Source organism: Bradyrhizobium manausense (assembly GCF_018130615.1).
GTDB lineage: Bacteria > Pseudomonadota > Alphaproteobacteria > Rhizobiales > Xanthobacteraceae > Bradyrhizobium > Bradyrhizobium manausense_A.
The window spans coordinates 107,023-132,060 of record NZ_JAFCKB010000007.1; the positions used below are offsets into that span (position 1 = coordinate 107,023).

The 25,038-nt window shown below is 64.7% G+C and carries 20 protein-coding genes; 9 read left to right on the top strand and 11 right to left on the bottom strand.

Annotated elements, in window-relative coordinates; translation table 11 throughout:
- Positions 1 to 122: 122 nt before the first annotated feature.
- Both JQ587_RS15655 and JQ587_RS15660 read right to left on the bottom strand, forming a co-directional pair.
- Positions 123 to 1,811, bottom strand: coding sequence for an SGNH/GDSL hydrolase family protein (locus JQ587_RS15655; protein ID WP_212425862.1), 1,689 nt, complete (start codon positions 1,809 to 1,811; stop codon positions 123 to 125).
- A gap of 148 nt (positions 1,812 to 1,959) precedes the next feature.
- Entirely contained in the window at positions 1,960 to 3,363 is a 1,404-nt protein-coding gene (locus tag JQ587_RS15660; protein WP_212425863.1) for a lytic murein transglycosylase, read from the bottom strand.
- Positions 3,364 to 3,567: 204 nt separating this feature from the next.
- Between JQ587_RS15660 and JQ587_RS15665 the strand changes: the two genes are divergently transcribed.
- A complete protein-coding gene (locus JQ587_RS15665) occupies positions 3,568 to 4,446 on the top strand; it encodes a UTP--glucose-1-phosphate uridylyltransferase (RefSeq protein ID WP_212298334.1) in 879 nt (292 codons plus the stop codon).
- A 33-nt stretch (positions 4,447 to 4,479) separates the two neighbouring features.
- On the opposite strand, the gene JQ587_RS15670 is transcribed toward JQ587_RS15665, so the two are convergent.
- On the bottom strand, positions 4,480 to 5,976 hold the full coding sequence (locus JQ587_RS15670) for a sensor domain-containing diguanylate cyclase (RefSeq protein ID WP_212425864.1): 1,497 nt from the start codon (positions 5,974 to 5,976) through the stop codon (positions 4,480 to 4,482).
- A gap of 143 nt (positions 5,977 to 6,119) precedes the next feature.
- On the opposite strand from JQ587_RS15670, the gene JQ587_RS15675 reads away from it, so the two are divergent.
- On the top strand, positions 6,120 to 6,389 hold the full coding sequence (locus JQ587_RS15675) for a DUF7662 domain-containing protein (protein WP_212425865.1): 270 nt from the start codon (positions 6,120 to 6,122) through the stop codon (positions 6,387 to 6,389).
- 81 nt (positions 6,390 to 6,470) lie between these two features.
- Here the strand turns inward: JQ587_RS15675 and JQ587_RS15680 are convergent, their stop codons facing one another.
- Positions 6,471 to 9,347, bottom strand: coding sequence for an EAL domain-containing protein (locus JQ587_RS15680; protein ID WP_212298331.1), 2,877 nt, complete (start codon positions 9,345 to 9,347; stop codon positions 6,471 to 6,473).
- A 139-nt stretch (positions 9,348 to 9,486) separates the two neighbouring features.
- Positions 9,487 to 10,485 carry an NAD(P)H-quinone oxidoreductase gene (locus JQ587_RS15685; protein WP_212425866.1) on the bottom strand — a complete coding sequence of 333 codons (999 nt, stop codon included), beginning with the start codon at positions 10,483 to 10,485 and terminating at the stop codon, positions 9,487 to 9,489.
- Positions 10,486 to 10,598: 113 nt separating this feature from the next.
- Between JQ587_RS15685 and JQ587_RS15690 the strand changes: the two genes are divergently transcribed.
- Positions 10,599 to 10,790 (top strand): DUF1192 domain-containing protein, encoded by a 192-nt coding sequence (locus JQ587_RS15690; RefSeq protein ID WP_212425867.1) that lies wholly within the window; start codon positions 10,599 to 10,601, stop codon positions 10,788 to 10,790.
- Between the two features lie 433 nt (positions 10,791 to 11,223).
- Positions 11,224 to 11,733, top strand: a complete 510-nt coding sequence (gene rcdA / locus JQ587_RS15695) for a protease adaptor protein RcdA (protein WP_212298328.1) — start codon at positions 11,224 to 11,226, stop codon at positions 11,731 to 11,733.
- A 208-nt stretch (positions 11,734 to 11,941) separates the two neighbouring features.
- Here rcdA and rpmE read toward each other — a convergent pair whose 3' ends face one another.
- On the bottom strand, positions 11,942 to 12,169 hold the full coding sequence (gene rpmE, locus JQ587_RS15700; protein WP_027530154.1) for a 50S ribosomal protein L31: 228 nt from the start codon (positions 12,167 to 12,169) through the stop codon (positions 11,942 to 11,944).
- Between the two features lie 201 nt (positions 12,170 to 12,370).
- Here rpmE and JQ587_RS15705 point away from each other — a divergent pair, with 201 nt between their 5' ends.
- Entirely contained in the window at positions 12,371 to 14,218 is a 1,848-nt protein-coding gene (locus JQ587_RS15705) for an ABC transporter ATP-binding protein/permease (protein WP_212425868.1), read from the top strand.
- Positions 14,219 to 14,675: 457 nt separating this feature from the next.
- Here the strand turns inward: JQ587_RS15705 and JQ587_RS15710 are convergent, their stop codons facing one another.
- From JQ587_RS15710 to JQ587_RS15725, 4 genes are all read right to left on the bottom strand, one after another.
- Positions 14,676 to 14,942, bottom strand: coding sequence for a hypothetical protein (locus tag JQ587_RS15710; protein WP_212298326.1), 267 nt, complete (start codon positions 14,940 to 14,942; stop codon positions 14,676 to 14,678).
- Positions 14,943 to 15,010: 68 nt separating this feature from the next.
- The gene (locus JQ587_RS15715; RefSeq protein WP_212425869.1) at positions 15,011 to 15,457 is read right to left on the bottom strand and encodes a GNAT family N-acetyltransferase; all 447 of its coding nucleotides are present in this window, start codon (positions 15,455 to 15,457) and stop codon (positions 15,011 to 15,013) included.
- A gap of 106 nt (positions 15,458 to 15,563) precedes the next feature.
- Entirely contained in the window at positions 15,564 to 16,592 is a 1,029-nt protein-coding gene (locus tag JQ587_RS15720) for a peptidoglycan -binding protein (RefSeq protein WP_212425870.1), read from the bottom strand.
- 24 nt (positions 16,593 to 16,616) lie between these two features.
- Positions 16,617 to 17,639: a flagellar motor protein MotA gene (locus JQ587_RS15725; RefSeq protein ID WP_212298323.1), complete on the bottom strand. Its 1,023-nt coding sequence runs from the start codon at positions 17,637 to 17,639 to the stop codon at positions 16,617 to 16,619.
- Between the two features lie 182 nt (positions 17,640 to 17,821).
- Here JQ587_RS15725 and JQ587_RS15730 point away from each other — a divergent pair, with 182 nt between their 5' ends.
- Positions 17,822 to 18,631, top strand: coding sequence for a DUF1295 domain-containing protein (locus tag JQ587_RS15730; protein WP_212425871.1), 810 nt, complete (start codon positions 17,822 to 17,824; stop codon positions 18,629 to 18,631).
- The gene (locus JQ587_RS15735) at positions 18,628 to 19,659 is read left to right on the top strand and encodes an SAM-dependent methyltransferase (RefSeq protein ID WP_212425872.1); all 1,032 of its coding nucleotides are present in this window, start codon (positions 18,628 to 18,630) and stop codon (positions 19,657 to 19,659) included. Before JQ587_RS15730 ends, JQ587_RS15735 begins: the two co-directional genes overlap by 4 nt.
- 2 nt (positions 19,660 to 19,661) lie before the next feature.
- Here JQ587_RS15735 and JQ587_RS15740 read toward each other — a convergent pair whose 3' ends face one another.
- The gene (locus JQ587_RS15740; RefSeq protein WP_349629504.1) at positions 19,662 to 19,886 is read right to left on the bottom strand and encodes an addiction module antidote protein; all 225 of its coding nucleotides are present in this window, start codon (positions 19,884 to 19,886) and stop codon (positions 19,662 to 19,664) included.
- Positions 19,887 to 20,681: 795 nt separating this feature from the next.
- On the opposite strand from JQ587_RS15740, the gene JQ587_RS15745 reads away from it, so the two are divergent.
- Both JQ587_RS15745 and JQ587_RS15750 read left to right on the top strand, forming a co-directional pair.
- Positions 20,682 to 21,875 (top strand): efflux RND transporter periplasmic adaptor subunit, encoded by a 1,194-nt coding sequence (locus JQ587_RS15745; protein WP_212425874.1) that lies wholly within the window; start codon positions 20,682 to 20,684, stop codon positions 21,873 to 21,875.
- Between the two features lie 6 nt (positions 21,876 to 21,881).
- On the top strand, positions 21,882 to 25,031 hold the full coding sequence (locus tag JQ587_RS15750) for a multidrug efflux RND transporter permease subunit (RefSeq protein WP_212425875.1): 3,150 nt from the start codon (positions 21,882 to 21,884) through the stop codon (positions 25,029 to 25,031).
- The last annotated feature ends 7 nt before the right edge of the window (positions 25,032 to 25,038 follow it).

The window sequence follows — 25,038 nt, forward strand, 5'->3', positions numbered from 1 at the left end:
CATTCCGGGGCGCGCGAAGCGCGAGCCCGGAATCCATCGAGCCGCCGTCAATGTTGATGAATGGATTCCGGGCTCGCGCCAAGAGGCGCGCCCCGGAATGACAATTTAATTCAGAGCAACGCTTACCGAACCACTTCCGCCGAATGCCCGACGTTACCCGGCGGACGCGGGATCGCGGGATTCGGGTTTCGCGGGGCGGGCGCCAGCTGACGCGGCGCTGGCTGCGGCGAGCCGAAGCCGAAGAATTCCCGCAATGACGGTGTGGCCTGAGCCGGCTGCTGCGGCGTCGTCGGCTTCTTCGGCGCGAGCGGCTTGGGCGGCAGAATTGCGGCGGCTGCGCCCGGCGCGCCAGGCGTACCGGGAGCTGCAGCACCACCGTCGGGAGTCGTCGCCGCGACGGGCGTATCGCCCTTGGCCTGCTCACGACCGACTTCGCGGCGCGGCCAGGAATAGTCGTCGGCACGGCCGGCGGGCGCGGCCAGCGGCTCGCCTTTCACCAGCGTCCGCGCGGCGAGTGCATCGACGGCGGCCGGACGTGTGCCCGGTCCGCCCAGCAATTGATCGGTCGAGATCGAGGCCGCAACCAGCGGCACGATCGGACCGGCGAGCGGCCGCGGCGGGGGCTTGCCGGGCTCGGCGTTGGTATCCGGCGTCGCCGGCTCGCTCGGCAACGCGATCGGGCCGGAGCGCCCCGCCAGCAGGCGCGTGATCTCGCGCTCGACATAGTGCGCGAGTTTTCGGGCGCCCGGCTTTGTGAAGTAGACGCCGTCGCCGCTGCGGAGCTGGCGGATCTGGCCTTCGAAATCCGGGCCCTTCTGCAGGAAGCGGCCGGCTTCGTCGACAAAACCGTCCCAGACATCCACATAGGTGATGCCGGCCTTGGCCGCGCCTTCGCGATAGAGCGAATCCAGGAACAGCATGTCGGCGGTGCCCTTGGGTCCGCGGATCGCGGGCAAGCCGACCCAGAGAACCGGAACGCCCTTGGCCTTCAGGACGTTCGCGAGCTCCTCGATCTTCTTGCCGTACAGTTCGACCCAATGGTCGTCGCGGAATTCGTAGAGGCCGTTCGGGTTGCGCGCGGTCTTTTCAGGTGCGGCGGCCGGCGTATCGGCGTTGTCGGCGTCATCCTGCGGCAGGTCGGTGTCGACAGGCTTGTCGTCGGGCTTGGCGGCGGTGTCAGGCTTGGCCTCGCCCGGCTTTGCGTCACCTTTTCCTTGCGGCTTGGCGCGTGCGCCCTTGTCGTTCTTCTTGTCCTTGTCGGATTTCTCGGGCGCAGCTTCGCGGATCGCGATGCGGTCGTTGAGACCGAGCATGACGACGATGACGTCGGGCTTCTCGGTCTCCAAAATACCCTTCGCGGCCGCAGCCCAATCCGAGGGCTCGCCCTTCGGCTGATACTTGATCAGACCCGAGGTGGTCCGGTGCTTGCGGATCACGCCCATGTCGGGCTGCTCGGTGTAGGCGTCTTCCAGACCGTAGGCGAGCCAGTCGGCCATGGCGTCGCCGATCACCAGCACGTTCTTGTCGGCAATGGTGTCGCGCTTGGCGGGCGCCGGCGCGCGCGAAAAATCCTGGCGCGGGGCCTGCGGCTGTTGCTGCTGGAATGGCGCGAAGAAATCGCCGCCGAACCAGCCGCCGCCGCCGCTGCGCGGCGGGGCCGCGCGTTGCGGCGGGCCGCCGAAGCCGGGGAAGTTGAAGAACTGCGCCGAAGCCGGTCCCGCGATCGAGATCAGAATCGCAAGCGCTGTCCCCAGCGCGATCAGCGGGCCGGTCTCGGTCAGCGCCTTGAAAAAGGATTTGGGCTTCGACATGCGATCTCGGGCGCGCGCAGCGGGTCTGGGATTAGCTCCATATAATAACGGAATCGGGCGCCAAACGGGCAAATTCTCTTGCAGAATCTTAGGGCCATACACCGACGATCGGCCAAAATCCCCGCTCAGGGTTACTTTTGGCGCGATTTTACCGCCCGCGCAGGCGTTCCAGCACGTCGGAGGAGGCAAACCCGTCTGCGGGTACCCCGATCGAGGCCTGGAAATTGCGCAGTGCGTCCCGGGTCTGGCCGCCGAACTGGCCGTCCGGGGTGCCCTTGTAGAAGCCGCGCTGGGCCAAAAGCTGCTGAAGTTCCAGCCGCTCGCCCCTGGACAATTCGCGCTCCTGCCGCGGCCACGGCTGCACGAAGGGTGCTCCGCCACGCAGGCGGTCGGCGAAATGGCCGATCGCCATCGCATAGGCCTCGGCCGGATTGTATTTCATGATGACCCGGAAGTTCTGCAGCATCAGGAAGCCCGGTCCCTGCGCGCCGGCTGGCGCCAGCAGATAGGCCTTTTCCGCCGGATGCGGGAAAGGCTGGCCCGTCGCCCGTTTGAGCCCGAGCTTTTCCCACTGCGCGATCGTCATCATCTTGGCGCGGTCGGCCAGCATGTAGTTGAAGCCCTGCGGCACCACGACCTCAAAGCCCCAGGTCTGGCCGCTTTGCCAGCCGTCCTTCTTGAGATTATTGGCGGTCGAGGCGATCAGGTCGGTTGGATTGTCGACCACGTCGCGCCGTCCGTCGCCGTCGCCGTCCACGGCAAAGCGCTTGAACGCGGTCGGCATGAACTGGGTCGGGCCGAACGCGCCGGCCCAGGAGCCGCGCATCTGCTCCGGTCTGAGATCGCCGCGGTTGAGGATCTCCAGTGCGGAGAGGAATTCGTCCTTGAAATAGGCCTGGCGGCGGCCGATGCAGGCGAGCGTCGCGGTCGATTGCAGCACGCTGCGGTCGCCCATCTGCGTCGAATAGTTGGACTCGATGCCCCAGATCGCGGCGATGATATAACGGTCGACGCCATAGGCCTTCTCTGTCGCGTCGAACTGCGCCTTGTATTTGGCGAGGACTTCCTTGCCCTTGGCGAGGCGGTTGTCGTTCACGAGAATGTCGAGATAGTCCCAGATCGATTTGGTGAACTCGGGCTGCGAATCCATCAGGTCCATGATGCGCAGATCGGGCGTAAGGCCTGCGGTGAAGCGCTGAAAGTTTTCTTGGGTGATGTTGCGCCGTGCGGCATCCGGCCACATGCCCGCGACGCAATTGTCGAAATTGCCCGCCGCCTCGCGGATCGCGGTGGCCGTCATCAGCGGATGGCCGGAGGCACCGTCCTCGCCGCTCCAGGGCTGGGCACCGCCGGGGGTGGGCGCAGGTTGCGACGGTGCCGGGTCCGAGCCGGAGAAAATGCCGCCGAACAGTTTTGACAGGCCATTTTGCCCTTGCTGCCCTTGTTGTCCTTGGGCCTGCGCGGACACCGGGAACAGCAGGCCGGCCGCAATCATTGTTGCGCCGGCTATAATTCCCGTGCGTTTTGCCAGTCCTGCCATCAATTGCATCATGTCCCATCCGTCTGGCCGAAAATTCGCCATCAGGAGGCCTCGTTACGGTTGCCAATATCTTAACAAAGGTGAATTTCTGCTGGTCACCTTTTTCGCAAATTCTCGGAGACCGAGCCCTACATCCGCCTTTGTTACCGGCTGCAAACCGGCTAGCAAGATGTCATTGCTTCTTTCACCTGCGCTCCAGGGTATTCGATCAATCACATGAAAATCCGCAAAGCTGTATTCCCCGTCGCCGGCCTCGGGACCCGCGTCTTGCCCGCGACCAAGGCGATGCCGAAGGAAATGCTCACCATCGTCGACAAGCCGCTGATCCAGTACGTGTACGACGAGGCGCGTGAAGCCGGTATCGAGCACTTCATTTTCGTCACCGGCCGCAACAAAAATGTCATCGAAGATCATTTCGACAGGATGTTCGAGCTCGACACGACGCTGAGCCAGCGCGGCAAGAAGGCCGAGCAGGAGATTTTGGCGCAGAACCAGCCGGAAGCCGGCGCCGTCAGCTTCACTCGCCAGCAGGCGCCGCTCGGCCTTGGCCACGCGGTCTGGTGCGCGCGCGACATCGTCGGCAACGAGCCGTTCGCGGTGGTGCTGCCCGACGAGCTCGTGCTCAATTCGCCCGGCTGCCTGAAGCAGATGATCGAAACCGCTGCAACGCTCGGCGAGAAATCCAACCTGATCGCGGTCGAGGCGGTACCCGATCATCTCACCCATCAATACGGTATCTGCGGCGTCGGCAAGCGCACCGGCAAGATGTTCGAGGTCGACGGCATGGTCGAGAAGCCGGCCAAGGGCACCGCGCCCTCCAACCTCTCGATCACCGGCCGCTACATTCTCCAGCCGGAAATCTTCAAGATCCTGGAGACCCAGGAGCGCGGCGCCGGCGGCGAGATCCAGCTTACCGACGCCATGATCGGCCTTTCCAAATCGCAAAAGTTCTATGGCGTCGAGTTCGAGGGCGAGCGCCATGATTGCGGCTCCAAACCCGGCTTCCTCCGCGCCAACATCGCCTACGCACTGAAGCGGCCCGAGCTGCGCGAGGGGCTGATTGCGGAGATGAAGAAGTATCTGGGGCAGTCCTAGCGCCGCGTCATTGGCAATGACGGAGAGAGACGCTCACGCCACCAGCGACAGCTTCGGCAGGCTCGCCACCACCGATCGGTTGCGGCCGCCGGCTTTTGCGGCATAGAGCGCCTTGTCGGCGGCGGCGACCAGGATCGCCCAATCCATGCCGGCGGTGGGCGCGAGGCTGGCGATGCCGCAGGAGACAGTCGATCCCGCCTCGACGTCCGACCAGCCCTGCACCTTGGCGCGGATGGTCTCGGCGATTCTGAAGGCATCGGCGGCCGAGCTGTTCGGCAGCAGCACGGCGAACTCCTCGCCGCCGTAGCGTGCGGCGCAGTCGCCGGCGCGGCGCACCGAATCCGAGATGCAGATGGCGATGCCGACCAGCACCTGGTCGCCGGCCTGGTGGCCGTACGTGTCGTTGTAGGCCTTGAAGTGATCGGCATCGATCATCAGGAGTGCGATCTGCGTCTTCTCGCGCATGGCGCGCCGCCATTCGATGTCGATGACGGAATCGAACTTGCGGCGGTTGCGCAAGCCGGTGAGTGCGTCCGTCGTCGCCATCTCCTCGAGCTTGTTTTCGGCATCGGCGCGGCGGCTGATCTCGCGGGCGAGGACCAGCGTCGATGCCAGCACGAACAGGATCAGCGCCAGCACCACCGCACCGATGCGATAGGCCTCCTTCTGCCAAAGCTCGAACACGGCGCTGAGCGGTTTACCCGCCACGACAAACAGAGGACCCGAGCCGCTGCTGCGCACGTAGAGGCGCGGCGTCACGTCCACCGGTCCCTTTCCGGCGTAGGATCCGCCGGCCTTGAGATTGTCGGGCTTCCACTCCTGCTGCGTTCCCAGGTTCTTGCCGATGATGTCGAGGTCGAACGGTCGCCGCATCATGATGGTGCGGTCGCGCTTCAGCACGGTGATGGTGTCTGCGGGATCGAGGCTCAGCCGTTCGAACAGCTCGTGGAAATAGCCGAAGCGGATCGAGCCGGCGACCACGCCCAGGAAGCCGCCGTCGGTGTCGCTGATACGCCGGCTCAGCACGATCGAATAGGCTCCGCGGAACAACATCGGTCGGCTGATGAACAGGCCGACATCGGGATTGTCGCGGTGGATCCGGAAATAGTCCTCGTCGGCGCGGTTCTCCGCCGGCGGATCGAGCGTGGAGGCATCAATGGTCAGCCTGCCGTCGGCATCGAAGACCTGGATGGCGCCGAAATGACGCGCCGTGGTGGCGTGGTCGAACAGGATGAGCTGGCGCACCGGCTTCGAGACCGTGGCGATCTCGGGCAGCAGCATGTTGTTGACGACCGCCTTTAGCGACAGGTCGTAGATCTCGATATTGCGGGTCACGTCGGAGTCGATGGTGGTGGCCAGGTTTTCGAGCGTCTGGCGGGCGAGCGCCTCCTCGCCGCGGCGCATGTCGAGCATGACGTTGACGCAAATGGCGGAAAAGCCGATCACCGTCACGACGGACGAGATGATCAGCAGCTTCGCCGAAATGCGCCACGGCCGGCGGGCCTTGGCTTCGCGCCATCCAGACAGCATCGCTTGCTCCCGATATGAGTGGATGCGCCTGAAATCTTGCATAGTGTTTAAGTCGCGACGGCGCTGCTGCAATGAGTTAAGGATTGGTTTCCGCAGGCATCGCTTTTGCGCAGATCAGGCCGCGGACAAAGGTGGGGACGGCGGTGAACGACTACGACGCGCTACGCGATTACCTGCTGCGGCAGAAGCAGATGGAATTCGTGCTGAGCTTTGAGCAGATCGAGGAGATCATCGGTGCGGCCCTGCCGCGTGCGGCCAACCGTGCGTCGTGGTGGGACAGCCTGCGCAGTCCCGACATCCAGATGCCGCAGCGCGAAGCCTGCCTCGCCGCTGGCTTCGTGGCGACGCGGATGCCTGACGGCCAGAGCGTGCGGTTTACCAAGCGGAAGAAGGACGGACGCAGGCCGGGATAGAGCGGCGCAGGCGGTTGAAGCTTCCTTGAAGGGAGAGGGCGGCTCTCTAAAGGTTGCTACGATACCGAACTCATGGATGGATCAGCTCGCAGCTTCGAGCCGCACTTCCGTCAGCAGGCGCATCGCCGCATCCGCATCCATGGGCTCGCCGAAGGCAAAGCCCTGCGCGTACTCGCAGCCCAATTGATACAGCTCGACGGCGTCGGAATCGGTCTCGGCGCCTTCCGCCACCACGTCCATGCCAAGATCATGCGCGAGTGCGATGATCGACTTGAGGATCACCGGGCGCGTGCCGCGGTTGGTGGTGCGGACGAAGGATTGGTCGATCTTGATGGTGTCGAACGGGAAACGCTGCAGATAGGCCAGCGAGGAATGGCCGGTGCCGAAATCGTCGAGCGACAGTCCGGTGCCGAGTTCGCGGATCCGCGTCAGCATCTGCGCCGCATGCTCGGGATTCTCCATCACCAGCGATTCCGTCAATTCCAGCTTCAACGTGCCGCGCGCCACCGAGGAGCGCGACAGCACGGTGCGGATGTCGTGGATCAGGTCGTGGCGCAGCAACTGCCGCGACGAGACGTTGACGCTCGCGAAGATCGGCTCGCGCGAACGCATCGCGCGTTGCCACACCGAGAGCTGCTTCGCGGTCTGGTCGAGAACGAACATGCCGAGGTCGACGATCAGGCCGGTCTCTTCCGCGATGGTGATGAATTCCGACGGCGCCATGCGCCCGAGCTTGGGATGATCCCAGCGCACCAGCGCCTCGAAGCCGGCGACCGAGCGATCCTCCAGCCGCACGATCGGCTGATACAGGATCGTCAGCTCCTGCCGCTCGATGGCGCGGCGCAGCTCGCTTTCCAGTGTCAGCCGGTCCGTCTTCCGCGCCCGCATCGCGGGCTTGTAGACGTCGATGCGGTCGCCGCCGATGCGCTTGGAGTGATACATCGCGAGCTCGGCGTCCTTGATGATCTCGTCAGTCAGTTGCGTCTGAGGATCAGAAAGGGCGAGCCCGATCGAAGCGGTGAGGAAGATCTCGCGGTCGTTGAAGGCGATCGGCGCGCGGATGGTCTTGCGGATGGTCTCGGCGAAGGCGGTGATGCGGGCCGGATCCTGCTCGGACAGCAGGATCAGGCCGAACTGATCGCCTGCGAGCCGCGCCAGCGTGTCCTGCGGCTTCAGGATGCGGGTGAGGCGGCGGGCCAGCGTCAGCAGGATGGAATCGCCGACCGCGATGCCGACGGAATCATTGACCTGCTTGAAGCGGTCGAGATCGATCACCATCAGCGTCGGCCGCAGTGTCGGCATCGACTTGGCGAAATGCGCGACTGCGCCGAGCCGGTCCATGAACAGCTTGCGGTTGGGCAGGCCGGTGAGGTTGTCGTGCACAGAATCGTGCAGCAGCCGTTCCTCGGCGTTGCGCAGTTCGGTGACGTCCGTGAGGGTGCCGACCACGCGCGAGACCTCGCCGTCCGAGCCGACCACCGGCCGCGCCTTCAGCGCGAACCACATGAAATGGCCGTCCGGGGTGCGCAGGCGGAAATCCTGCACCAACCTGCCGCGGCGCTGGTCGAGCACGCTGTCGAGCGCGGCGCGGAAACGGTCCTGGTCGAGCGGATGCAGCACCTCTAACCAGGACGCGGCCGGGCCTTCCAGCGTGCCGCGCTTGAGGCCGAGCAGCGCCTCGGTCTCGGGGCTGGTGAAGACCTTGTCGGCGGAGACGTCCCAGTCCCAGATCAGATCGCCGGAACCGGCCAGCGCCAGCGCGCGGCGTTCGATGTCGGAGACGACGCCGGTGGTGGCGCCGCCGCCCGCGAACGCATGCTGCATCACCGTGAAGCCGATCAGCATCACGATCAGCACGAGGCCGCCGAGCAAAGCAGGGCCGACGATGTCGTTGGTGACGGAGCCCGCCACCGTCATGCCGGCTGCGACCACCCAGACCACGAGGAGGAACCAGGTCGGGATCAAGAGCACCGCGCGGTCGAAGCCGTGGGTGGAGAGATAGACGATCAGCGCGAAACCGGCGAAGGCGATCAGCACCAGCGAGATGCGCGCGATGCCGGAGGCAACAGCCGGATCAAACAGCGCGAGCGCGACGAGGGATCCGAGGAACGCGAGCCAGCCCACCGTGATGTGCGAATAGCGCACATGCCATCGGCTGAGGTTGAGATAGGCAAACAGGAACACCAGCAGCGTCGCCGCCAATATCGCTTCACCGGCCGCGCGCCAGATGCGCTCGGCGTTGTTCGACATGTCGAGCACCTTGCCCCAGAAGCCGAAATCGACGCCGATATAGACCAGCACCGCCCAGGCCAGCGCCGCGGCGGCTGGGAACATGATGCTGCCCTTCACCACGAACAGAATCGTCAGCACCAGCGCCAAGAGGCCGGAGATGCCGATCACGATGCCCTGGTAGAGCGTGAAGGAGTTGACCTTGTCCTTGTAGGCTTCCGGCTCCCACAGATAGAGCTGCGGTAGCTTGTCGGTGCGCAGTTCCGCGACGAAGGTGACGACGGCGCCGGGGTCGAGCGTGACACGGAACACGTCGGCGGTCGCGCTCTCCTGGCGTTCCGGCCGGTCGCCGATGGACGGCGTGATGGTCGCGATGCGCGACAGCCCGAGGTCGGGCCACAACAGGCCGGAGGACACGATGCGGTAGTGCGGGGCGACGATCAGGCGGTCGAGCTGGTCGTCGGTGTTGTTGGCGAGCGCGAACACCACCCAGTTCTGGCCACCCTCGCGGGCGCGCACCTCGATGCGGCGGACGATGCCGTCGGTGCCGGGCGCGGTGGAGACCTGGATGCGGTCGGCGTCGCTGCGCTGATGCTCGAGCACGCCGGTGAGGTCGATCGCGGGCGCGTCGCCGCGGACGCTGACGGCGTCAAGCGCGCGTGCAGGCGACGCGGCGACGAGAACCATGAGGCCCAGCGCGATGGGCGCGAGGCACCTGATCAGACGCAAGGTCAGTTCTCCGCGTTCGACGCAACTCTTCGGTGCAAGACGATTTCACGCCGGACGGAATTGGTTCGGCGCGCCGCGATAGATGCCACGAAAGCGAGGAAAATCAAAGGGTTTCCGGCGTCTCCTGTGGGCCGCTGGCCTAGACCTCCAACACAATTTTGCCAATATGTGCTGAGGTCTCCATGCGCCGGTGCGCGTCGGATGCCTTTTCCAGCGGGAAAGAGCTGTCCATCAGCGGTTTCACCCGGCCTTCGCGCAGAAGCGGCATCACTTTCGCTTCAATGGCGGCCACCATCGCCGCCTTGTCCGCATTACTACGGGGCCGCAAGGTCGAGCCGGTATGCGTCAGACGCTTGACCATCACCTTGGCGATGTTGGCGGTAATCTTGGGGCCGTTGAGGGTTGCGATCTGCACGATGCGGCCGTCGACGGCGGCGGCGTCATAGTTGCGGTCGACATACTCGCCCGCGACCATGTCGAGGATCAAATTGACGCCGGCCTTGTTGGTCTCTTCCTTGACCACGGCGACGAAGTCCTCGGTCTTGTAGTTGATGGCGCGGTCGGCCCCGAGCTTGAGGCAGGCATCGACCTTGTCCTGCGAGCCGACGGTGACGAATACTTTTGCGCCGAATGCCTTGGCGAGCTGGATCGCCATCGTGCCGATGCCGGAGGAGCCGCCATGGATCAGCAGCGTCTCGCCGGCCTTCAGGCCGCCGCGCTCGAACACATTGTGCCACACCGTCATCAGGGTTTCCGGCAGTGCGCCGGCTTCCTTCATCGACAGCGCCGGCGGCACGCTCATGGCCTGGGCGTCCTGCGCGATGCAATACTGCGCATAGCCGCCGCCGGCGACGAGCGACATCACCTTGTCGCCGATCTTGTGCCGCTTGGCGTTGCTGCCGACGGCGACCACTTCACCTGCGATCTCGAGGCCGGGCAGGTCGCTGGCGCCGGGCGGCGGCGGATAGGCGCCGGAGCGCTGCGCCACGTCGGGACGGTTGACGCCGGCGGCCTCGACCTTGACCAGGATCTCGTCGGGGCCGGGCTGCGGCAGTGCTCGTTGTTCCGGCACCAGCACCTCGGGTCCGCCGGGAGCGGAGATGGCGACCACGGTCATTTGCGCGGGCAGCTTGTCCATGATGTGTCCTTGAGCAAAGGTGCGGGAGGAACGAGGCCATTGCTTAGCCAGCGCGGTCCAAGCTGGCAACCGCCTCAGCCGTGTGGCCGGACACGAACGCAGGAGGAACGACGATGCCGATGGAAGACGACGACCGCCCGCGCAAGAAGATCACCCATGAAATTGGACAGGATCTCTCACTGTTGTCGGTCGAGGAATTGACCGAGCGGGTCGCTCTGCTCAGGACCGAGATCACGCGATTGGAAGAAGCCGCCTCCAAGAAGCGCGCCTCGCGCGACGCCGCGAACAGTTTCTTCAAATCGTAAGGCTTGCGTGTCTTGGCGCGCGTCGCGCCGATCTCTCCGCCGTCATCCCGCGCTACGCGCCGCCCCGGAATGACGGCGGGGAGCGCGCGCAACACCCACTCGGCCAGTGACCGACATGGCTAACGAACTCTCAAAGAATTCGTTCGTTTACGCACCATTAAGCTTTCGAGTTTATGACTGGAACCGTCCTCGTTTGGACACCGAGTGGCTCCTGTCCACTCTGTTTGACGCCTCCCTGTTATCAACTTTCAAAGCCGCCGGTCTCCGGCGGCTCTTTTTTTGCCTCTCTTTTGGGTTGAATTCCTGGGAATGACCCGCGGAAACCATATCCGCGCTTGTCGCTGGACTCCGCGATCCGCCCGCGCAATGATTTGTTCATCATAAGCCGGCGCCAAAGCCGGATAGGTAAACAGTTGCGTAAGGGGCGTTAACCATGGAACGTTTGCAAGCCGAAGGTGCTCTCGTTCAACTCAGCGAGCGGTTCACCAATTCTGCGGCGTTCGGCGTCCTGTTCCGTGAGGGCATGGATCTCGTTGAAGAGACCGCCGCCTATCTCGACGGCGCCGGCCGCACCGAGGCCAAGGCGCTCGATCGTGCCGTCAGCCTCACCTATGCAACCGAAAGCATGCGCCTCACCACGCGCCTGATGCAGCTTGCCTCCTGGCTGTTGCTGCACCGCGCAGTGAAGGAGGGCGAGATGACGCTGGTCCAGGCCAACCGCGAGAAGACCAAGGTCAAGCTCACCGCCGCCGATCCCGGCCCCGCCGACACCATCGAGAAGCTGCCGAGCCAGCTCCAGGATCTGATCCATCGCTCGATGAGCCTGCAGACCCGAGTGCGCCGCCTCGACACCACCATCCACACTCCGCCGGCCGACCACATCGCGATCGGCAACCCGCTGGTGCCGCATCTCAACGCGTTGAAGGCTGCGTTCGAGCGGTAAGCTCCTATCAACAATTTCAATCGTCATTCCGGGACGCGCCACTTGGCGCGGGCCCGGAATCCATACTCTCGATCGTGGTTATGGATTCTCAGAATGCGCAATTGCGCATCGTAGCTCGCGACTTAGGTCGCGCCCCGGAATGACGGCAAAAACAAAAACGCCCCTGGTTTCCCAGGGGCGTTTTTCGTGTCCAGCCTTGTGGCCAGGATCAATCCTTCTTGAGGAAGCCCGAGAACTTCTTCTGGAAGCGCGAGACGCGGCCGCCGCGGTCCATGAGCTGGGCGTTGCCGCCGGTCCAGGCCGGGTGCGATTTCGGGTCGATGTCGAGGTTCAGCGTGTCGCCTTCCTTGCCCCAGGTGGAGCGGGTCAGGTACTCGGTTCCGTCGGTCATCACGACCTTAATCGTATGATAATCCGGATGAATTTCGGCTTTCATGGCAATTCCTAGGGCGCCCGGCGCCTTGCTTGAGGGGCTATCGAATGACGGATTTGGCCGGGTCTATACCTCACGGGCCCCCTTAAAACAAGCCATTGTGGGGACAGGAGAACCGGGCCGTCCCCTAAGGGACTTACCGGATTTGCCACTACCCTTGCACCGGCCTATGTGGAGCTAACTCCTCTTCCTGGGTCCGATCTCATGAGCGCAGTGGAACGGCTTGACGACCAATATCGCGAGGGCCAGATCGCGCCCGCTGAGACCGCCTCAATCGAAGCCGAGCTGATCGAGCAGCCCGCCAAGGGCCGCGCCAGGCTGCGCCCGCTGATGGCGCTTGCACCCTATGTGAACCGCTATCGCGGCCGGGCGGCGCTGGCCTTCGTCGCGCTCACGGTTGCCGCGCTGACCACGCTGCTGGTGCCGGTCGCGGTGCGCCGGATGATCGATTTCGGCCTGACGCCCGAGGGCATCGAGCTCATCAACAGCTACTTCTCGGTGATGATCGCGGTGGTGGCCGTGCTCGCGCTCGCAAGCGCCTCGCGCTACTATCTGGTGATGACGATCGGCGAGCGCATCGTCGCCGATCTCAGGCGCGATGTCTTTGCGCATCTGCTCTCGCTGTCGCCGTCTTTCTTCGATTCCGCGCGCAGCGGCGAATTGGTGTCGCGGCTCACTGCCGATACCACGCAAATCAAATCCGCCGTCGGCGCCTCGGTGTCGATCGCGCTGCGCAACCTCATGATGTTCTTCGGTGCGGCTGCGATGATGGTGATCACCAGCCCGCGCCTCTCCGGCTTCGTGCTGCTGGCGATCCCCCTGATCGTGCTGCCGCTGGTCGCCTTCGGGCGCTGGGTGCGGCGGCTGTCGCGTAACGCGCAGGACACGCTGGCCGACGCGTCCGCCTATGCCGGCGAGCTGGTCGGTGCAATCCGCACCGTGCAGGCCTATACCAGCGAGGGGCTGGCCGCGAAGCGCTTCGGCGGCGAGGTCGAGCAGGCCTACGAGGCCGCGCGCACCTCCACCCAGGCCCGCGCCGTGCTCACCGCCATCGTCATCTTCATCGTGTTCGCAAGCGTGGTCGGGATCCTCTGGATCGGCTCGCATGACGTGCTCACCGGCACGATCACGCCGGGCCGGCTCGGCCAGTTCGTGCTCTATGCGGCCTTTGCCGCGGCCGGCCTCGGCCAGCTCAGCGAGGTCTGGGGTGAGGTGTCGGCCGCATCAGGCGCAGCCGAACGCCTGTTCGAGATCCTGCACGTGCAGCCCGACATCAAGGCGCCCGTCACGCCGCGCGCGCTGCCGGTGCCGGCACGCGGCGAGGTCGGCTTCGATCAGGTCAGCTTCGCCTATCCGGCGCGGCGCGACGTCAATGTGCTCGACGCCGTGTCGTTCACCGTGCGCCCAGGCGAGAAGGTCGCGATCGTCGGCCCGTCCGGCGCGGGCAAGAGCACGATCTTCCATCTGCTGCTGCGCTTCTACGATCCGCGCAATGGCGCGATCTCGCTCGACGGCGTGCCGGTGAAGGCCGCCGACCCGCGCGATTTCCGCTCACGTATCGCGCTGGTGCCGCAGGAATCCAATGTCTTTGCGGCGAGCGCCCGCGAGAACATCCGCTTCGGCCGTCCCGATGCGACCGATGCCGAGGTCGAGCGCGCCGCCGAGCTCGCGCATGCCGCCGAGTTCATCCGCCGCCTGCCCGAAGGTTTCGACACCCCGCTCGGCGAGCGTGGCGTCACGCTCTCCGGCGGCCAGCGCCAGCGCATCGCGATCGCACGCGCCATCTTGCGCGATGCACCGCTTTTGCTGCTCGATGAAGCCACCTCCGCCCTCGACGCCGAAAGCGAGACGCTGGTGCAGACCGCGCTCGAAGAGCTGATGCGCCACCGCACCACGCTCGTCATCGCGCATCGCCTCGCCACCGTGCTGTCCTGCGACCGTATTCTGGTGATGGACCAGGGCAGGATCGTCGAGCAGGGCACCCATGCCGAGCTCGTTGCGGCGAACGGGCTTTATGCGAGGCTGGCGAGGTTGCAGTTCGAGGGGGTGTGAGTTGGACAAGGACGAAGCCGCAATCCTCAGGCGATACTGGTTTGGCTCAGTCCATGAAATTGCAGATATGGAGTTGCAGCGGAGCACGTGGCTCTCGCCGCCGACCCCAAGCCCACATTGGTCATATGTTGAGTTCTGCTGTTCATTTCCGCAACCCGGTCAGCTTCAGTTTGCATTTGATCGAGGGCACCTCTCCGTGCCTGAGTTTAATTTGTTGATTGCTCTCGGCAGCGCGATCGATGGCCACGAACCGCCTCGGGGCGACGCATACGACCATCGTGCAATTCTAGCCGATCCTGCTTGGCACGCAGTCGTCGCGAACGCCGAGCGAACGCGCCAAGAGTTGTTGGCGCTCACGAACGATCCAATAGAACGAAACTATTTAGTCGGCGACCAATCGGCCGCGTAAAAGTTGCCCGGATGGGATTGTTCTTGACAGTTTAGTTCGGGGAAGTGTTTACGGGCACTTCGGCGAGCCCATCGGCACGTTCGGCCAGGGCCAGTTTTTCCAGCTGCCGCCCTCACCGATGCAGGCCGAGCCACCATTGGCCGGCGCCGGGCTGTCTGTCGGGGCAGGGGTATTCGTTGGCGCGGGCGAACCGGTCTCACTCGCCGTCTTGGGGAGCGGAGCGAGGCGCTGATCGACATAGATCGTCGAGACATAGCCGGCGACGATGACGCCGAGAAATACCGAAGACCCCTTGGCCAAATCGCTCAGCCGCATCGATCCTCTCCATCTGCTTTGGTCGTTGTCACACTAGCGAATCCCGCCGCGCTATTGCGTGACATCAGTCACGGCCGCCACGTCATCTTCAGCACCGGCCGTCCCGACGTCGGGTTCACGTCTACGCCGGCATGGGCAAAGCCGTTGCGTTCGTAGAAGCGGATCGCGCGGCCGTTGTCCTTGTTGACCAGCAGTGTGACGCCCGATGGCGACAGGCGTTTTGCCTCGTCGACCAGCAACCGTGCCGCATCCGAGCCCCAATGGTTTGGGTCAACGACGAGCTGATCGAGATAGCCCTCGCCGTCGATGGTGACGAAACCGGTCAGCACGCCATCTTGTTCCGAGACGATGATTTGGGCCTTCGGCACCAGCTCGCTGCGCCAGCGCTCGCGCCACCAGTCCAGCCGTGCCGCGAAGTCGATCTGCGGATAGGCCTGCTGCCAGGTGCGATGCCAGAGGTCGATCGCCGCCGCTTCATCGGCGTCCACATAGGGGCGGAGGTGGAGGGAGGTCATCAGTATGTACCGTCGTTCCGGGGTGCGCGCAGCGCGAACCCGGAACCTCGAGATTCCGGGTTCGATGCTGTGCATCGCCCCGGAATGACTGTCTCAAGAAGCACCACTACCGCTCCGTCAGCTTCAGCTCGATGCGGCGGTTGCGCTTGTAGGCGTCTTCGGTGTTGGCGGTGTCGAGCGGCTGGAATTCGCCGAAGCCGGCGGCGACCAGGCGCTGCGCCGGCACGCCGAGCGAGATCAGATATTGCACCACCGAGATCGCGCGCGCCGCGGACAGGTCCCAGTTCGACTTGAAGTTCGGGCCATTCACCGGCCGCACGTCGGTGTGGCCGTCGACGCGCAGCACCCAGGCAATCTCGGCCGGGATCTTCTTGTCGAGCTCGATCAGCGCGGCTGCGACCGTATCGAGCTCGGCGCGGCCCTCGGGCAGCAGCGTCGCCTGTCCAGTGTCGAAGAAAACTTCGGACTGGAACACGAAGCGGTCGCCGACCACGCGGATGTCGGGACGGTTGCCGAGAATGGCGCGGAGGCGTCCGAAGAATTCGGAGCGGTAGCGTGACAGTTCCTGGACGCGCTGCGCCAGCGCGACGTTGAGGCGCGAGCCGAGATCGGCGATGCGATTTTGGGATTCCTTGTCTTTCTTTTCTGAAGCATCGAGCGCTTCTTCGAGCGCCGCCAATTGCCGGCGCAGCGCGCTGATCTGCTGGTTCAGCACCTCGATCTGCGCCAGCGCTCGCGCCGAAACCGCTTTCTCGGAGTCGAGCGCCTTGCCGAGCTCGGAGGTCTTGCCTTGCGCGTCGTTGCCGGCAGCGGCGAGCCCGTCATAGAGGCCCTTCATGCGGTCGCGCTCGGTCTCGGCCGAGGCGAGGCCAGCCTTGAGCTGCGAGACCTGATCGTCGAGCGAGAGCTTGCCGAGCTTCTCCAGCGACAACAGCTCGGTGAGCTGGGCGATCTTGGCGTTGAGCTGCTCCAGCGCCTTGTCCTTGCCGGTCACCTCCTGCGACAGGAAGAACTGCACGACCAGGAACACCGAGAGCAGGAACACGATCGACAGCACCAGCGTTGACAGTGCGTCGACGAATCCGGGCCAGTAGTTGAAGGCGCCTTCGCTGCGGCGGCCGCGGGCTAGAGCCATGCTCGCCTCTCAAATGCTGATTGCTTAACTCTTCTCGGGCTGGCGCGCTATGCGCTCCAGGAGGCGGCGGATCTCGCGGTTCTGCTCGCCCTGGCCGTCGGCCCATTCGCGGATCATCTGCTGCTCGGTCCGCATATGCGAGACCAGCGCCTGAATCGCTTCGGCAAGGCTCGCCATCGCCGCCGTGGTGCCGCGGCTGGCGCTGCCTTCCTCGAGCACGGAGCGCAAGCGTTCGACGGCGGCCTGGAGCTCGCCGCTGGCAACCCCGCCGCCACTGCTTGCGATGGCGGCGACCTCGCCGCTGCCGTATTCGCGCACGGTGGTGGCGAGCCAGTCCTCGAGGTCGGTGTAGAAGCGGTTCTGCGCCTGGCTCGATTGCAGGTCGAGGAAGCCGAGGATCAGCGAGCCGGCGAGGCCGAACAGCGAGCTGGAAAACGAAATGCCCATGCCGCCGAGCGGGGCGGCCAGCCCCTCCTTCAGCGTGTCGAACAGGGCGCCGGCATCGCCGCCGACCTTGAGGCCGTCGATCACCTTGCCGACCGAGCCGACCGTCTCGATCAGGCCCCAGAATGTGCCGAGCAGGCCGAGGAAGACGAGCAGGCCGGTCATGTAGCGGGAGATGTCGCGGGCCTCGTCCAGGCGGGTCGCGATCGAATCGAGCAGGTGCCGCATCGTGGTCTGGGTGATGGACATCCGCCCGGTGCGCTCACCGCCCAGGATCATCGCCATCGGCGCCAGGAGCTTCGGGTGCCGGGCCGGCGCCAGGCCGGGATCGGCGATGCGGAAATTGTTGACCCAGGACACCTCGGGATAGAGCCGGATGACCTGGCGGAAGGCCAGCACGATGCCGATGAACAGCACGGCCCCGATCAGGGCGTTCAGCCCGGGATTGGCGAAGAAGGCCTGGATGATCTGCTTGTAGAGCACCACGCCCACCAGCGTGCACAGCACCAGGAAGACCAGCATCCGGACCAGGAAGACGCTTGGCGAGGATAGTTTTGTGTACTCGATATCGAGGGAGGAGCGGGGCGAGGCGCCTGACGGCATGGCCGGTATCATCCATTACGACTGCTTGCTTGCCTCCGCACTATGGCACAGCGCTCGCCCAAAAAAAGCGCCGGATGTGCGGATTTCGGGAAGGGTGGGGAACCCGAAGCTGAAACCGGGCTTTGATAGAGACGTATTTTGCAAAACTTCGGCATTCCACAGGCTTAAGTCGGATTTTTTGCATGGCGATGTTTCTCGGAGGACTGACGGCCATCGCGCTCTCGCTCGCGGTCCTGATGGCCTTCGCCTGGGTCGTGCAGCAGCGCACCGGCAATTCCGGCTGGGTCGATACGATCTGGACCTTTGCGGTCGGCCTGGTCGGAGTGGGCAGTGCATTGTGGCCCATCGCGGGGGACGGTCCCAACGCCCGGCAATGGCTGGTCGCCGGCCTCGTGGCGGTCTGGTCGCTCCGGCTGGGCACCCATATCGCGATCCGCACCGCTGGGATCACCGACGATCCCCGCTATGCCGCCTTCGCCGCGGAGTGGGGGCTCAACGCCCCGCGGCGGATGTTCATCTTCCTGCAGAACCAGGCGCTCGGCTCGGTGCCGCTGGTGTTTTCCATTTTCGTCGCGGCGCATGTCCCTATGCCGGCGTTGCGGAGTCAGGACGTCCTCGGAGCTGTGATCCTGCTGATTGGGATCGCCGGCGAAGCGCTGGCGGATGCGCAGTTGCGCCGGTTCCGGCACGATCCCGCCAACCACGGCAAGGTCTGCGATGCCGGGCTGTGGCGCTGGTCGCGCCATCCCAATTACTTCTTCGAATGGCTCGGCTGGCTCGCCTATCCCGTGATCGGCCTTGCCGACGGATATGCGTGGGGCTGGGCCAGCCTGCTCGGGCCCGCCTTCATGTACTGGATACTGGTCCACGTCACCGGCATCCCACCCCTGGAAGCGCAGATGCTGCGATCGCGCGGCGAGCGCTACCGCGCCTATCAATCCAGAACCAGCATGTTCTTTCCCCTGCCACCGAGAGAGGGAATGGCCGCATGAGCGTCGTGTCCACGATCATTGGGACTGCCGAACGCGTGCCGCTGCCGGATCTCGTGGTCCGCGCCGCCATCCAGCGCCTTTGCTCGCGCACCGCAACGCGCCTGTCGGCGCACGGGGCGGGTGACGATGCCGCCTTTGCCGGACGGATGATGCTGCGGTCGATCGCCGAGCACGCGGACGCCGCCAACACCCAGCACTACGAGGTGCCGTCGAGCTTCTTCGCGCAGGTGCTGGGCCCGAACCGCAAATACTCTTCCTGCTTCTACAAGACCGATGCGACGACGCTGCAGGAAGCCGAGGAGGAAGCGCTGCGTCAGACCGTCGAGCACGCCGGTCTCGCCGACGGGCAGACCATCCTCGAGCTCGGCTGCGGCTGGGGGGCGCTGGCGCTGTGGATGGCGCGGCAATTTCCGCATGCGAAGGTGACGGCGGTGTCGAACTCGCAGTCGCAGCGCGCCCATATCGAGGGGATGGCCCAGAGCCGCGGTCTGCTCAACTTGCGCGTCGTCACTGCCGACATGAACGTGTTTGCGGCGGAGGGCCAGTTCGACCGCATCGTCTCGATCGAGATGTTCGAGCACATGATGAACTGGCGTAAGCTGATGACGCGCGTGCGCTCATGGCTCGCCCCCGAGGGGCGTTTCTTCATGCACATATTCACCCATCGGGTCGGCTCCTACGTGTTCGACCACGCCAATCGTGAAGACTGGATCGCGCAGCATTTCTTCACCGGCGGTGTGATGCCGAGCCATCAGCTCATTCGCCAATATACCGACATCTTCGCGATCGAGAAGGAATGGCGCTGGAGCGGCACGCACTATCAGCGCACCGCCAACGACTGGCTCGCCAATTTCGACGCGCATCGCGACACGATCGAAGCCTCTCTGCGCAACGTCTATGGTGAGGACACGGCGTTGTGGATGCGTCGCTGGCGCTGGTTCTTTCTCGCCACCGCCGGCTTGTTTAGCTATGCCGATGGGACGGAGCGGGGCGTCAGCCACTACCGGATGAAGGCGGCAGACCTTTGAGCCTAAGCAGCCTTGCGGGTTCGCGGCTTCGCCGATCTGCGCGGCTTGCCGGACTTTCTGGATAAGGGGCGCGCAGTCAGACCTAAGCCAAGCGCGCGCAACACCCCCAGCATGGTTGAGAACTCCGGATTTCCGGTCTCGCCGAGGGCCTTGTACAGCCCTTCGCGGCTCAGCCCGGTCGATCTTGCTATCTCGCTCATGCCGCGGGCACGCGCAACCGTATTCACAGAGTCGATGCGGCGCTGGCGTTGGTTTCTTCTCGCAGCCTCAGGCCTGTTCGGTTACGCCGACGGAACGGGTGGCGTCAGCCACTATCGGATGAAGGCGGCGGGGCGGGGCGCGTCGTGATGATTTCCGCGCCGTAGTCCGATCCTACCTAAGTATGGTCACTTCATACCTGCGCGCGATAGTCCGGCCAGGTCCTTGGTGTTACCGATACATCCAGAGTGAAAGGCAACGGAACCGGCCAGCGAGCCGGCAGTTGCGGGACAAGGCCGGCGGCGTAGTGCCCACCGGCCTTTCTCCCTGCTCTGCCACTCAACTGATGTTGGCCGTCACAGCTGGTGCAGCGAGTACGCCATGAGAAACATCGCCGATCTCCTCGTGTGGCTCTGGCAGGGAAGTCAGCCCGCGTCCAACACTCAGGTTGCGGCCATGCCTGACAACCAAGATCGATCCAGCATGGCTGATTTTGTCAGGATCCTGCAGGCTTACGATAAGGCCCAGTAGCTTGTCGCAAGCTCCATCCTCGCAATGACATTGAGCTGAGAGGCACGCGCAGAGGCTGCGGCATTGCGATGTTCTGTCGCAGCGCGGCGCGGTGGAACCTGACTCACAATCTGGTGAGTCCCAAAAATCAGCCTGAACTCAGCGCGATAGCGCGTGTGACATTGAGCCGCCCGCGCGATGCGTTGCGTCGCAGTACGCCCATTCTATTTTGATCGCATCAGCCGCGCAGGAAGTCCAAGACGGGCGTTGCGCGAGGCGTGATCAGTTTCAACAATTTTGGGGCACCCCACTTCATGTCAGGACTTCGAGCGCGATCGGCATGCGTTGCAATGATGCTCGCGGCCCTTGCGCCGCTGCTAGCTGCTTGCGACGAATCTTCATCGGCCATTTCGGCTGCCCAGCCCATCGAACCCGACGTCAGCATCGTCACAGTCAAGCCGCAGCTGCGCGCCGTGGTGCGCGAGCTGCCGGGCCGGATCTCGCCGACGCGCGTCGCCGAAGTGCGCCCTCGCGTCTCCGGCATCGTGGTCGAGCGCCTGTTTCGCCAGGGCAGCGAGGTGAAGGCGGGCGATCCGCTCTATCGCATCGATCCGCGCCCGTTCGAGGTCGAGGTGATGGCCAATGAAGCCGCGCTTGCCAAGGCTGACGCGGCCTTGATGCAGGCGCAGCAGCAGGCGCGCCGTATCGCGACGCTGACCAGCCAGCGCGCCGCGCCCGAAGCCGAGAACGAAAAGACCATCGCCGCCGAGCTGCAAGCCAGGGCCGAGGTCGAAGGCCGCAAGGCGGAGCTCGCGCGGGCAAAGCTCAATCTCGACTACGCGACCGTGCGCGCGCCGATCGACGGCGTAGTCGGCGCCGCACTCGTCAGCGAAGGCGCGCTCGTCGTGCAGAACGAGACCAATCTCGCCACCGTGCAGCAGCTCGATCCGATTTATGCCGACTTCACCCAGTCGGTGACCGAGCTCAATCAGCTGCGCCGCGCTTTTGAAAGCGGCGATCTCGATCGCATCGAGGCCGATGCCGTCAAGGTGCGCCTCGTGCTCGACGACAACACCCTCTATGCGCTCGATGGCAAGCTGCTGTTCTCCGACGCCAAGGTCGACGCCCATACCGGCCAGGTGACGCTGCGCGGCGAGTTCCGCAATCCCAAGCGCGAGCTGCTGCCGGGCATGTATGTGCGTGTCCGTCTCGACCAGGGTCTGGACTCCGATGCGATCGCGGTGCCGCAGCAGGCGGTCCAGCGCAATGGCGGCGGCGGCAGCGAGGTGTTCGTCGTCAAGGACGACAACCGCATCGCGGTGCAGCCGATCCGGACCGGCTCCGTGCAGGACGGCATCTGGTTCGTCACCGACGGCCTGAAGGCCGGCGACAAGGTCGTGGTCGAGGGCTTCCAGAAGTTCGCGGCCGGCGACAAGGTCAAGCCGCAATCCTGGTCCGAGGCCGAGGCGAGCGCGGATAACCGGCACGCTCTCAAGGTCGCGCGGTAACGCATCATGGCGAGCTTCTTCATCGACAGGCCGATCTTCGCCTGGGTCGTCGCGCTGTTCATCTGTCTGATCGGCGCGATCTCGGTCCCGCTGTTGCCGATCGCGCAATATCCGATCATCGCGCCGCCCTCGATCTCGATCTCGACGAGCTATCCGGGCGCGTCGCCGGAAAACCTCTACAACAGCGTCACCCGCCTGATCGAGGAGGAACTCAACGGCGCCTCCGGCATCCTCAATTTCGAATCGACCAGCGACTCGCTCGGCCAGGTCGAGATCATCGCCAATTTCCAGCCGGGCACCGACACCAGCGCGGCCTCGGTCGAGGTGCAGAACCGCATCAAGCGCGTCGAGGCGCGCCTGCCGCGCGCGGTGATCCAGCAGGGCATCTTGATCGAGGAAGCCTCGAGCGCGGTGCTGCAGATCATCACGCTGAACTCGACCGACGGCAGCCTCGACGAGGTCGGTCTCGGCGACTTCATGATCCGCAACGTCCTCGGCGAAATCCGCCGCATTCCCGGCGTCGGCCGCGCCACGCTTTATTCGACCGAACGCAGCCTTCGCGTCTGGGTCGATCCGGCCAAGCTGGTCGGCTACGGGCTCACGGCGGACGACGTCAACAAGGCGATCGCTGCGCAGAACGCGCAGGTCGCTTCGGGCAGCATCGGCGCAGAGCCGTCGACCGACAACCAGCGCACCTCCGCGCTGGTGCTGGTCAAGGGCCAGCTTTCGTCGCCGGATGAATTCGGCGCCATCATCCTGCGCGCCAATGCCGATGGTTCAACGGTGCGGCTGCGCGATGTCGCGCGCGTCGAGGTCGGCGGCCTCAGCTACCAGTTCAACACCCGCCTGAACGGCAAGCCGACGGCCGGTCTCTCCGTGCTGATGTCGCCGACCGGCAACGCGCTGGCGACCGCGAGCGCGGTCGAGGAGAAGATGAAGGAGCTGTCGCGCTTCTTCCCGGCCAACATCTCCTACGAGATCCCCTACAACATCACGCCGGTGGTCGAGGCCTCGATCAAGAAGGTGCTGACGACGCTGTTCGAGGCCGTGGTGCTGGTGTTCGTGGTGATGTTCTTATTTCTCCAGAACATCCGCTACACCATCATCCCGACCATCGTGGTGCCGGTAGCGCTCTTGGGCGCCTGTACCACGCTGTTGCTCGCAGGGTACTCCATCAACATGCTCTCGATGTTCGGCATGGTGCTCGCGGTCGGCATCCTCGTCGATGACGCCATCGTCGTGGTCGAGAACGTCGAGCGCATCATGGCCGAGGAAGGTCTGCCGCCGAAGGAGGCGACGCGCAAGGCGATGTCGCAAATCACCGGCGCCATCATCGGCATTACGCTGGTGCTGATGGCGGTATTTGTGCCGATGGCGTTCTTCCCGGGTTCGGTCGGCATCATCTACCGCCAGTTCTCGGTGACCATGGTCGCGGCGATCGGCTTCTCCGCCTTTCTCGCGCTGTCGCTGACGCCGGCGCTGTGCGCGACCTTGCTCAAGCCCGTCACGGCCGGTCATGGTCACGCAAAGAGGGGCGTATTCGGCTGGTTCAACCGCATGCTCGAAGGCGGCAAGGAGGGCTATTCCCGCACCGTCGGCTTCTCGCTCAAGCGCACCGGCCGCCTGATGATGATCTATGCTGCGCTGCTGGTCGGGTTGTCCTGGGCCTTCGTCAGTCTGCCCGGCGGCTTCCTGCCGGTCGACGACCAGGGCTTTGTCACCACCGACGTGCAGACGCCGTCGGATTCGTCCTACGGCCGCACCGAGGCCGTGATCGAGAAGGTCGAGAAATACCTGGCGGAGCGGCCGGGGGTCGACGACGTCACCTTCCTCACCGGCTTCAGCTTCTCCGGCCAGGGCATGAACACGGCGCAGGCCTTCATCACCTTGAAGGACTGGTCGGAGCGCGGACCGAAGGAATCCGCTGCCGCGATCGTTGCCGACATCAACCGCGATCTGTCGTCGTCGATCCGCGACGCCAAGATCTCGGCGCTGCAGCCGCCGCCGATCGACAATCTCGGCAATTCCTCGGGCTTCTCGTTCCGTCTCCAGGATCGCGGACAGAAAGGCTATCCGGCCCTGATGCGCGCCGCCGACCAGCTGATCGCGGAGGCCAATGCGAGCCCGGTGCTGCAGAAGGTCTATGTCGAAGGTCTGCCCGAAGCCGGCGTGGTCAATCTCATGATCGACCGCGAGAAGGCCGGCGCCTTCGGCGTCACCTTCGAGGACATCAACAACACGATCTCGACCAATCTCGGCTCGAACTACATCAACGACTTCCCGAACCGCGGCCGCATGCAGCGCGTCGTGGTGCAGGCCGATAGCCGCGACCGCATGAAGACCGAGGACATCCTCAACTACAACGTCAAGAACAGCCGCGGCCAGCTGGTGCCGTTCTCCTCCTTCGCGACCGTCGAATGGTCGCGCGGCCCGACGCAGATCGCCGGCTTCAACTACTACCCGGCGGTGCGCATCTCGGGCGAAGCCAAGCCCGGCTTCACCTCGGGCGATGCGATCGCCGAGATGGAGAAGCTCGCCGGCAAGCTGCCGCGCGGCTTCGGCTACGAATGGACGGGACAGTCGCTCCAGGAGAAATTGTCCGGCTCGCAGGCGCCGTTCCTGCTGGCGCTGTCCGTGTTCGTGGTGTTCCTGTGTCTCGCCGCACTCTATGAGAGCTGGACCATTCCGCTCGCGGTGCTCTTGACGGTGCCGCTCGGCATCGTCGGCGCGGTGGTGGCGGCGATGCTGCGCGGCCTGCCCAATGACGTCTATTTCACCGTCGGCCTGATCACCATCATTGGCCTCGCGGCGAAGGACGCGATCCTGATCATCGAGTTCGCCAAGGATTTGCGCAAGGAAGGCAAGCCCCTGGTCGAGGCCACGATCGAGGCCTGTCGCCTGCGCTTCCGCCCGATCCTGATGACCGGCCTTGCCTTCATCTGCGGCGTGCTGCCGATGGCGATTGCCCACGGCGCCGGTGGCGCCAGCCAGCAATCGCTCGGCACCGTCGTTATGGGCGGCATGATCGCGGTCGTGATCCTGGCGCTGTTGATGGTGCCGGTGTTCTTCGTCTCCGTGCAGCGCGTGCTGGCGGGAGACAGGGAGCCGAGGGCGAAAGCCGAGGCGTATGGGCCGCCAGCGCCGGTGAAGCCGTAGCCAGCAG

Coding starts and splice junctions, on each gene's coding strand:
- rcdA (WP_212298328.1), top strand. CDS start 11,224: ATGGAACGTTTGCAAGCCGAAGGTGCTCTCGTTCAACTCAGCGAGCGG.
- JQ587_RS15725 (WP_212298323.1), bottom strand. CDS start 17,639: ATGCCGTCAGGCGCCTCGCCCCGCTCCTCCCTCGATATCGAGTACACA.
- JQ587_RS15730 (WP_212425871.1), top strand. CDS start 17,822: ATGGCGATGTTTCTCGGAGGACTGACGGCCATCGCGCTCTCGCTCGCG.
- JQ587_RS15745 (WP_212425874.1), top strand. CDS start 20,682: ATGTCAGGACTTCGAGCGCGATCGGCATGCGTTGCAATGATGCTCGCG.
- JQ587_RS15655 (WP_212425862.1), bottom strand. CDS start 1,811: ATGTCGAAGCCCAAATCCTTTTTCAAGGCGCTGACCGAGACCGGCCCG.
- JQ587_RS15750 (WP_212425875.1), top strand. CDS start 21,882: ATGGCGAGCTTCTTCATCGACAGGCCGATCTTCGCCTGGGTCGTCGCG.
- JQ587_RS15670 (WP_212425864.1), bottom strand. CDS start 5,976: ATGCTGTCTGGATGGCGCGAAGCCAAGGCCCGCCGGCCGTGGCGCATT.
- JQ587_RS15710 (WP_212298326.1), bottom strand. CDS start 14,942: ATGCGGCTGAGCGATTTGGCCAAGGGGTCTTCGGTATTTCTCGGCGTC.
- JQ587_RS15715 (WP_212425869.1), bottom strand. CDS start 15,457: ATGACCTCCCTCCACCTCCGCCCCTATGTGGACGCCGATGAAGCGGCG.
- JQ587_RS15735 (WP_212425872.1), top strand. CDS start 18,628: ATGAGCGTCGTGTCCACGATCATTGGGACTGCCGAACGCGTGCCGCTG.
- JQ587_RS15660 (WP_212425863.1), bottom strand. CDS start 3,363: ATGATGCAATTGATGGCAGGACTGGCAAAACGCACGGGAATTATAGCC.
- JQ587_RS15690 (WP_212425867.1), top strand. CDS start 10,599: ATGCCGATGGAAGACGACGACCGCCCGCGCAAGAAGATCACCCATGAA.
- JQ587_RS15720 (WP_212425870.1), bottom strand. CDS start 16,592: ATGGCTCTAGCCCGCGGCCGCCGCAGCGAAGGCGCCTTCAACTACTGG.
- JQ587_RS15685 (WP_212425866.1), bottom strand. CDS start 10,485: ATGGACAAGCTGCCCGCGCAAATGACCGTGGTCGCCATCTCCGCTCCC.
- rpmE (WP_027530154.1), bottom strand. CDS start 12,169: ATGAAAGCCGAAATTCATCCGGATTATCATACGATTAAGGTCGTGATG.
- JQ587_RS15665 (WP_212298334.1), top strand. CDS start 3,568: ATGAAAATCCGCAAAGCTGTATTCCCCGTCGCCGGCCTCGGGACCCGC.
- JQ587_RS15705 (WP_212425868.1), top strand. CDS start 12,371: ATGAGCGCAGTGGAACGGCTTGACGACCAATATCGCGAGGGCCAGATC.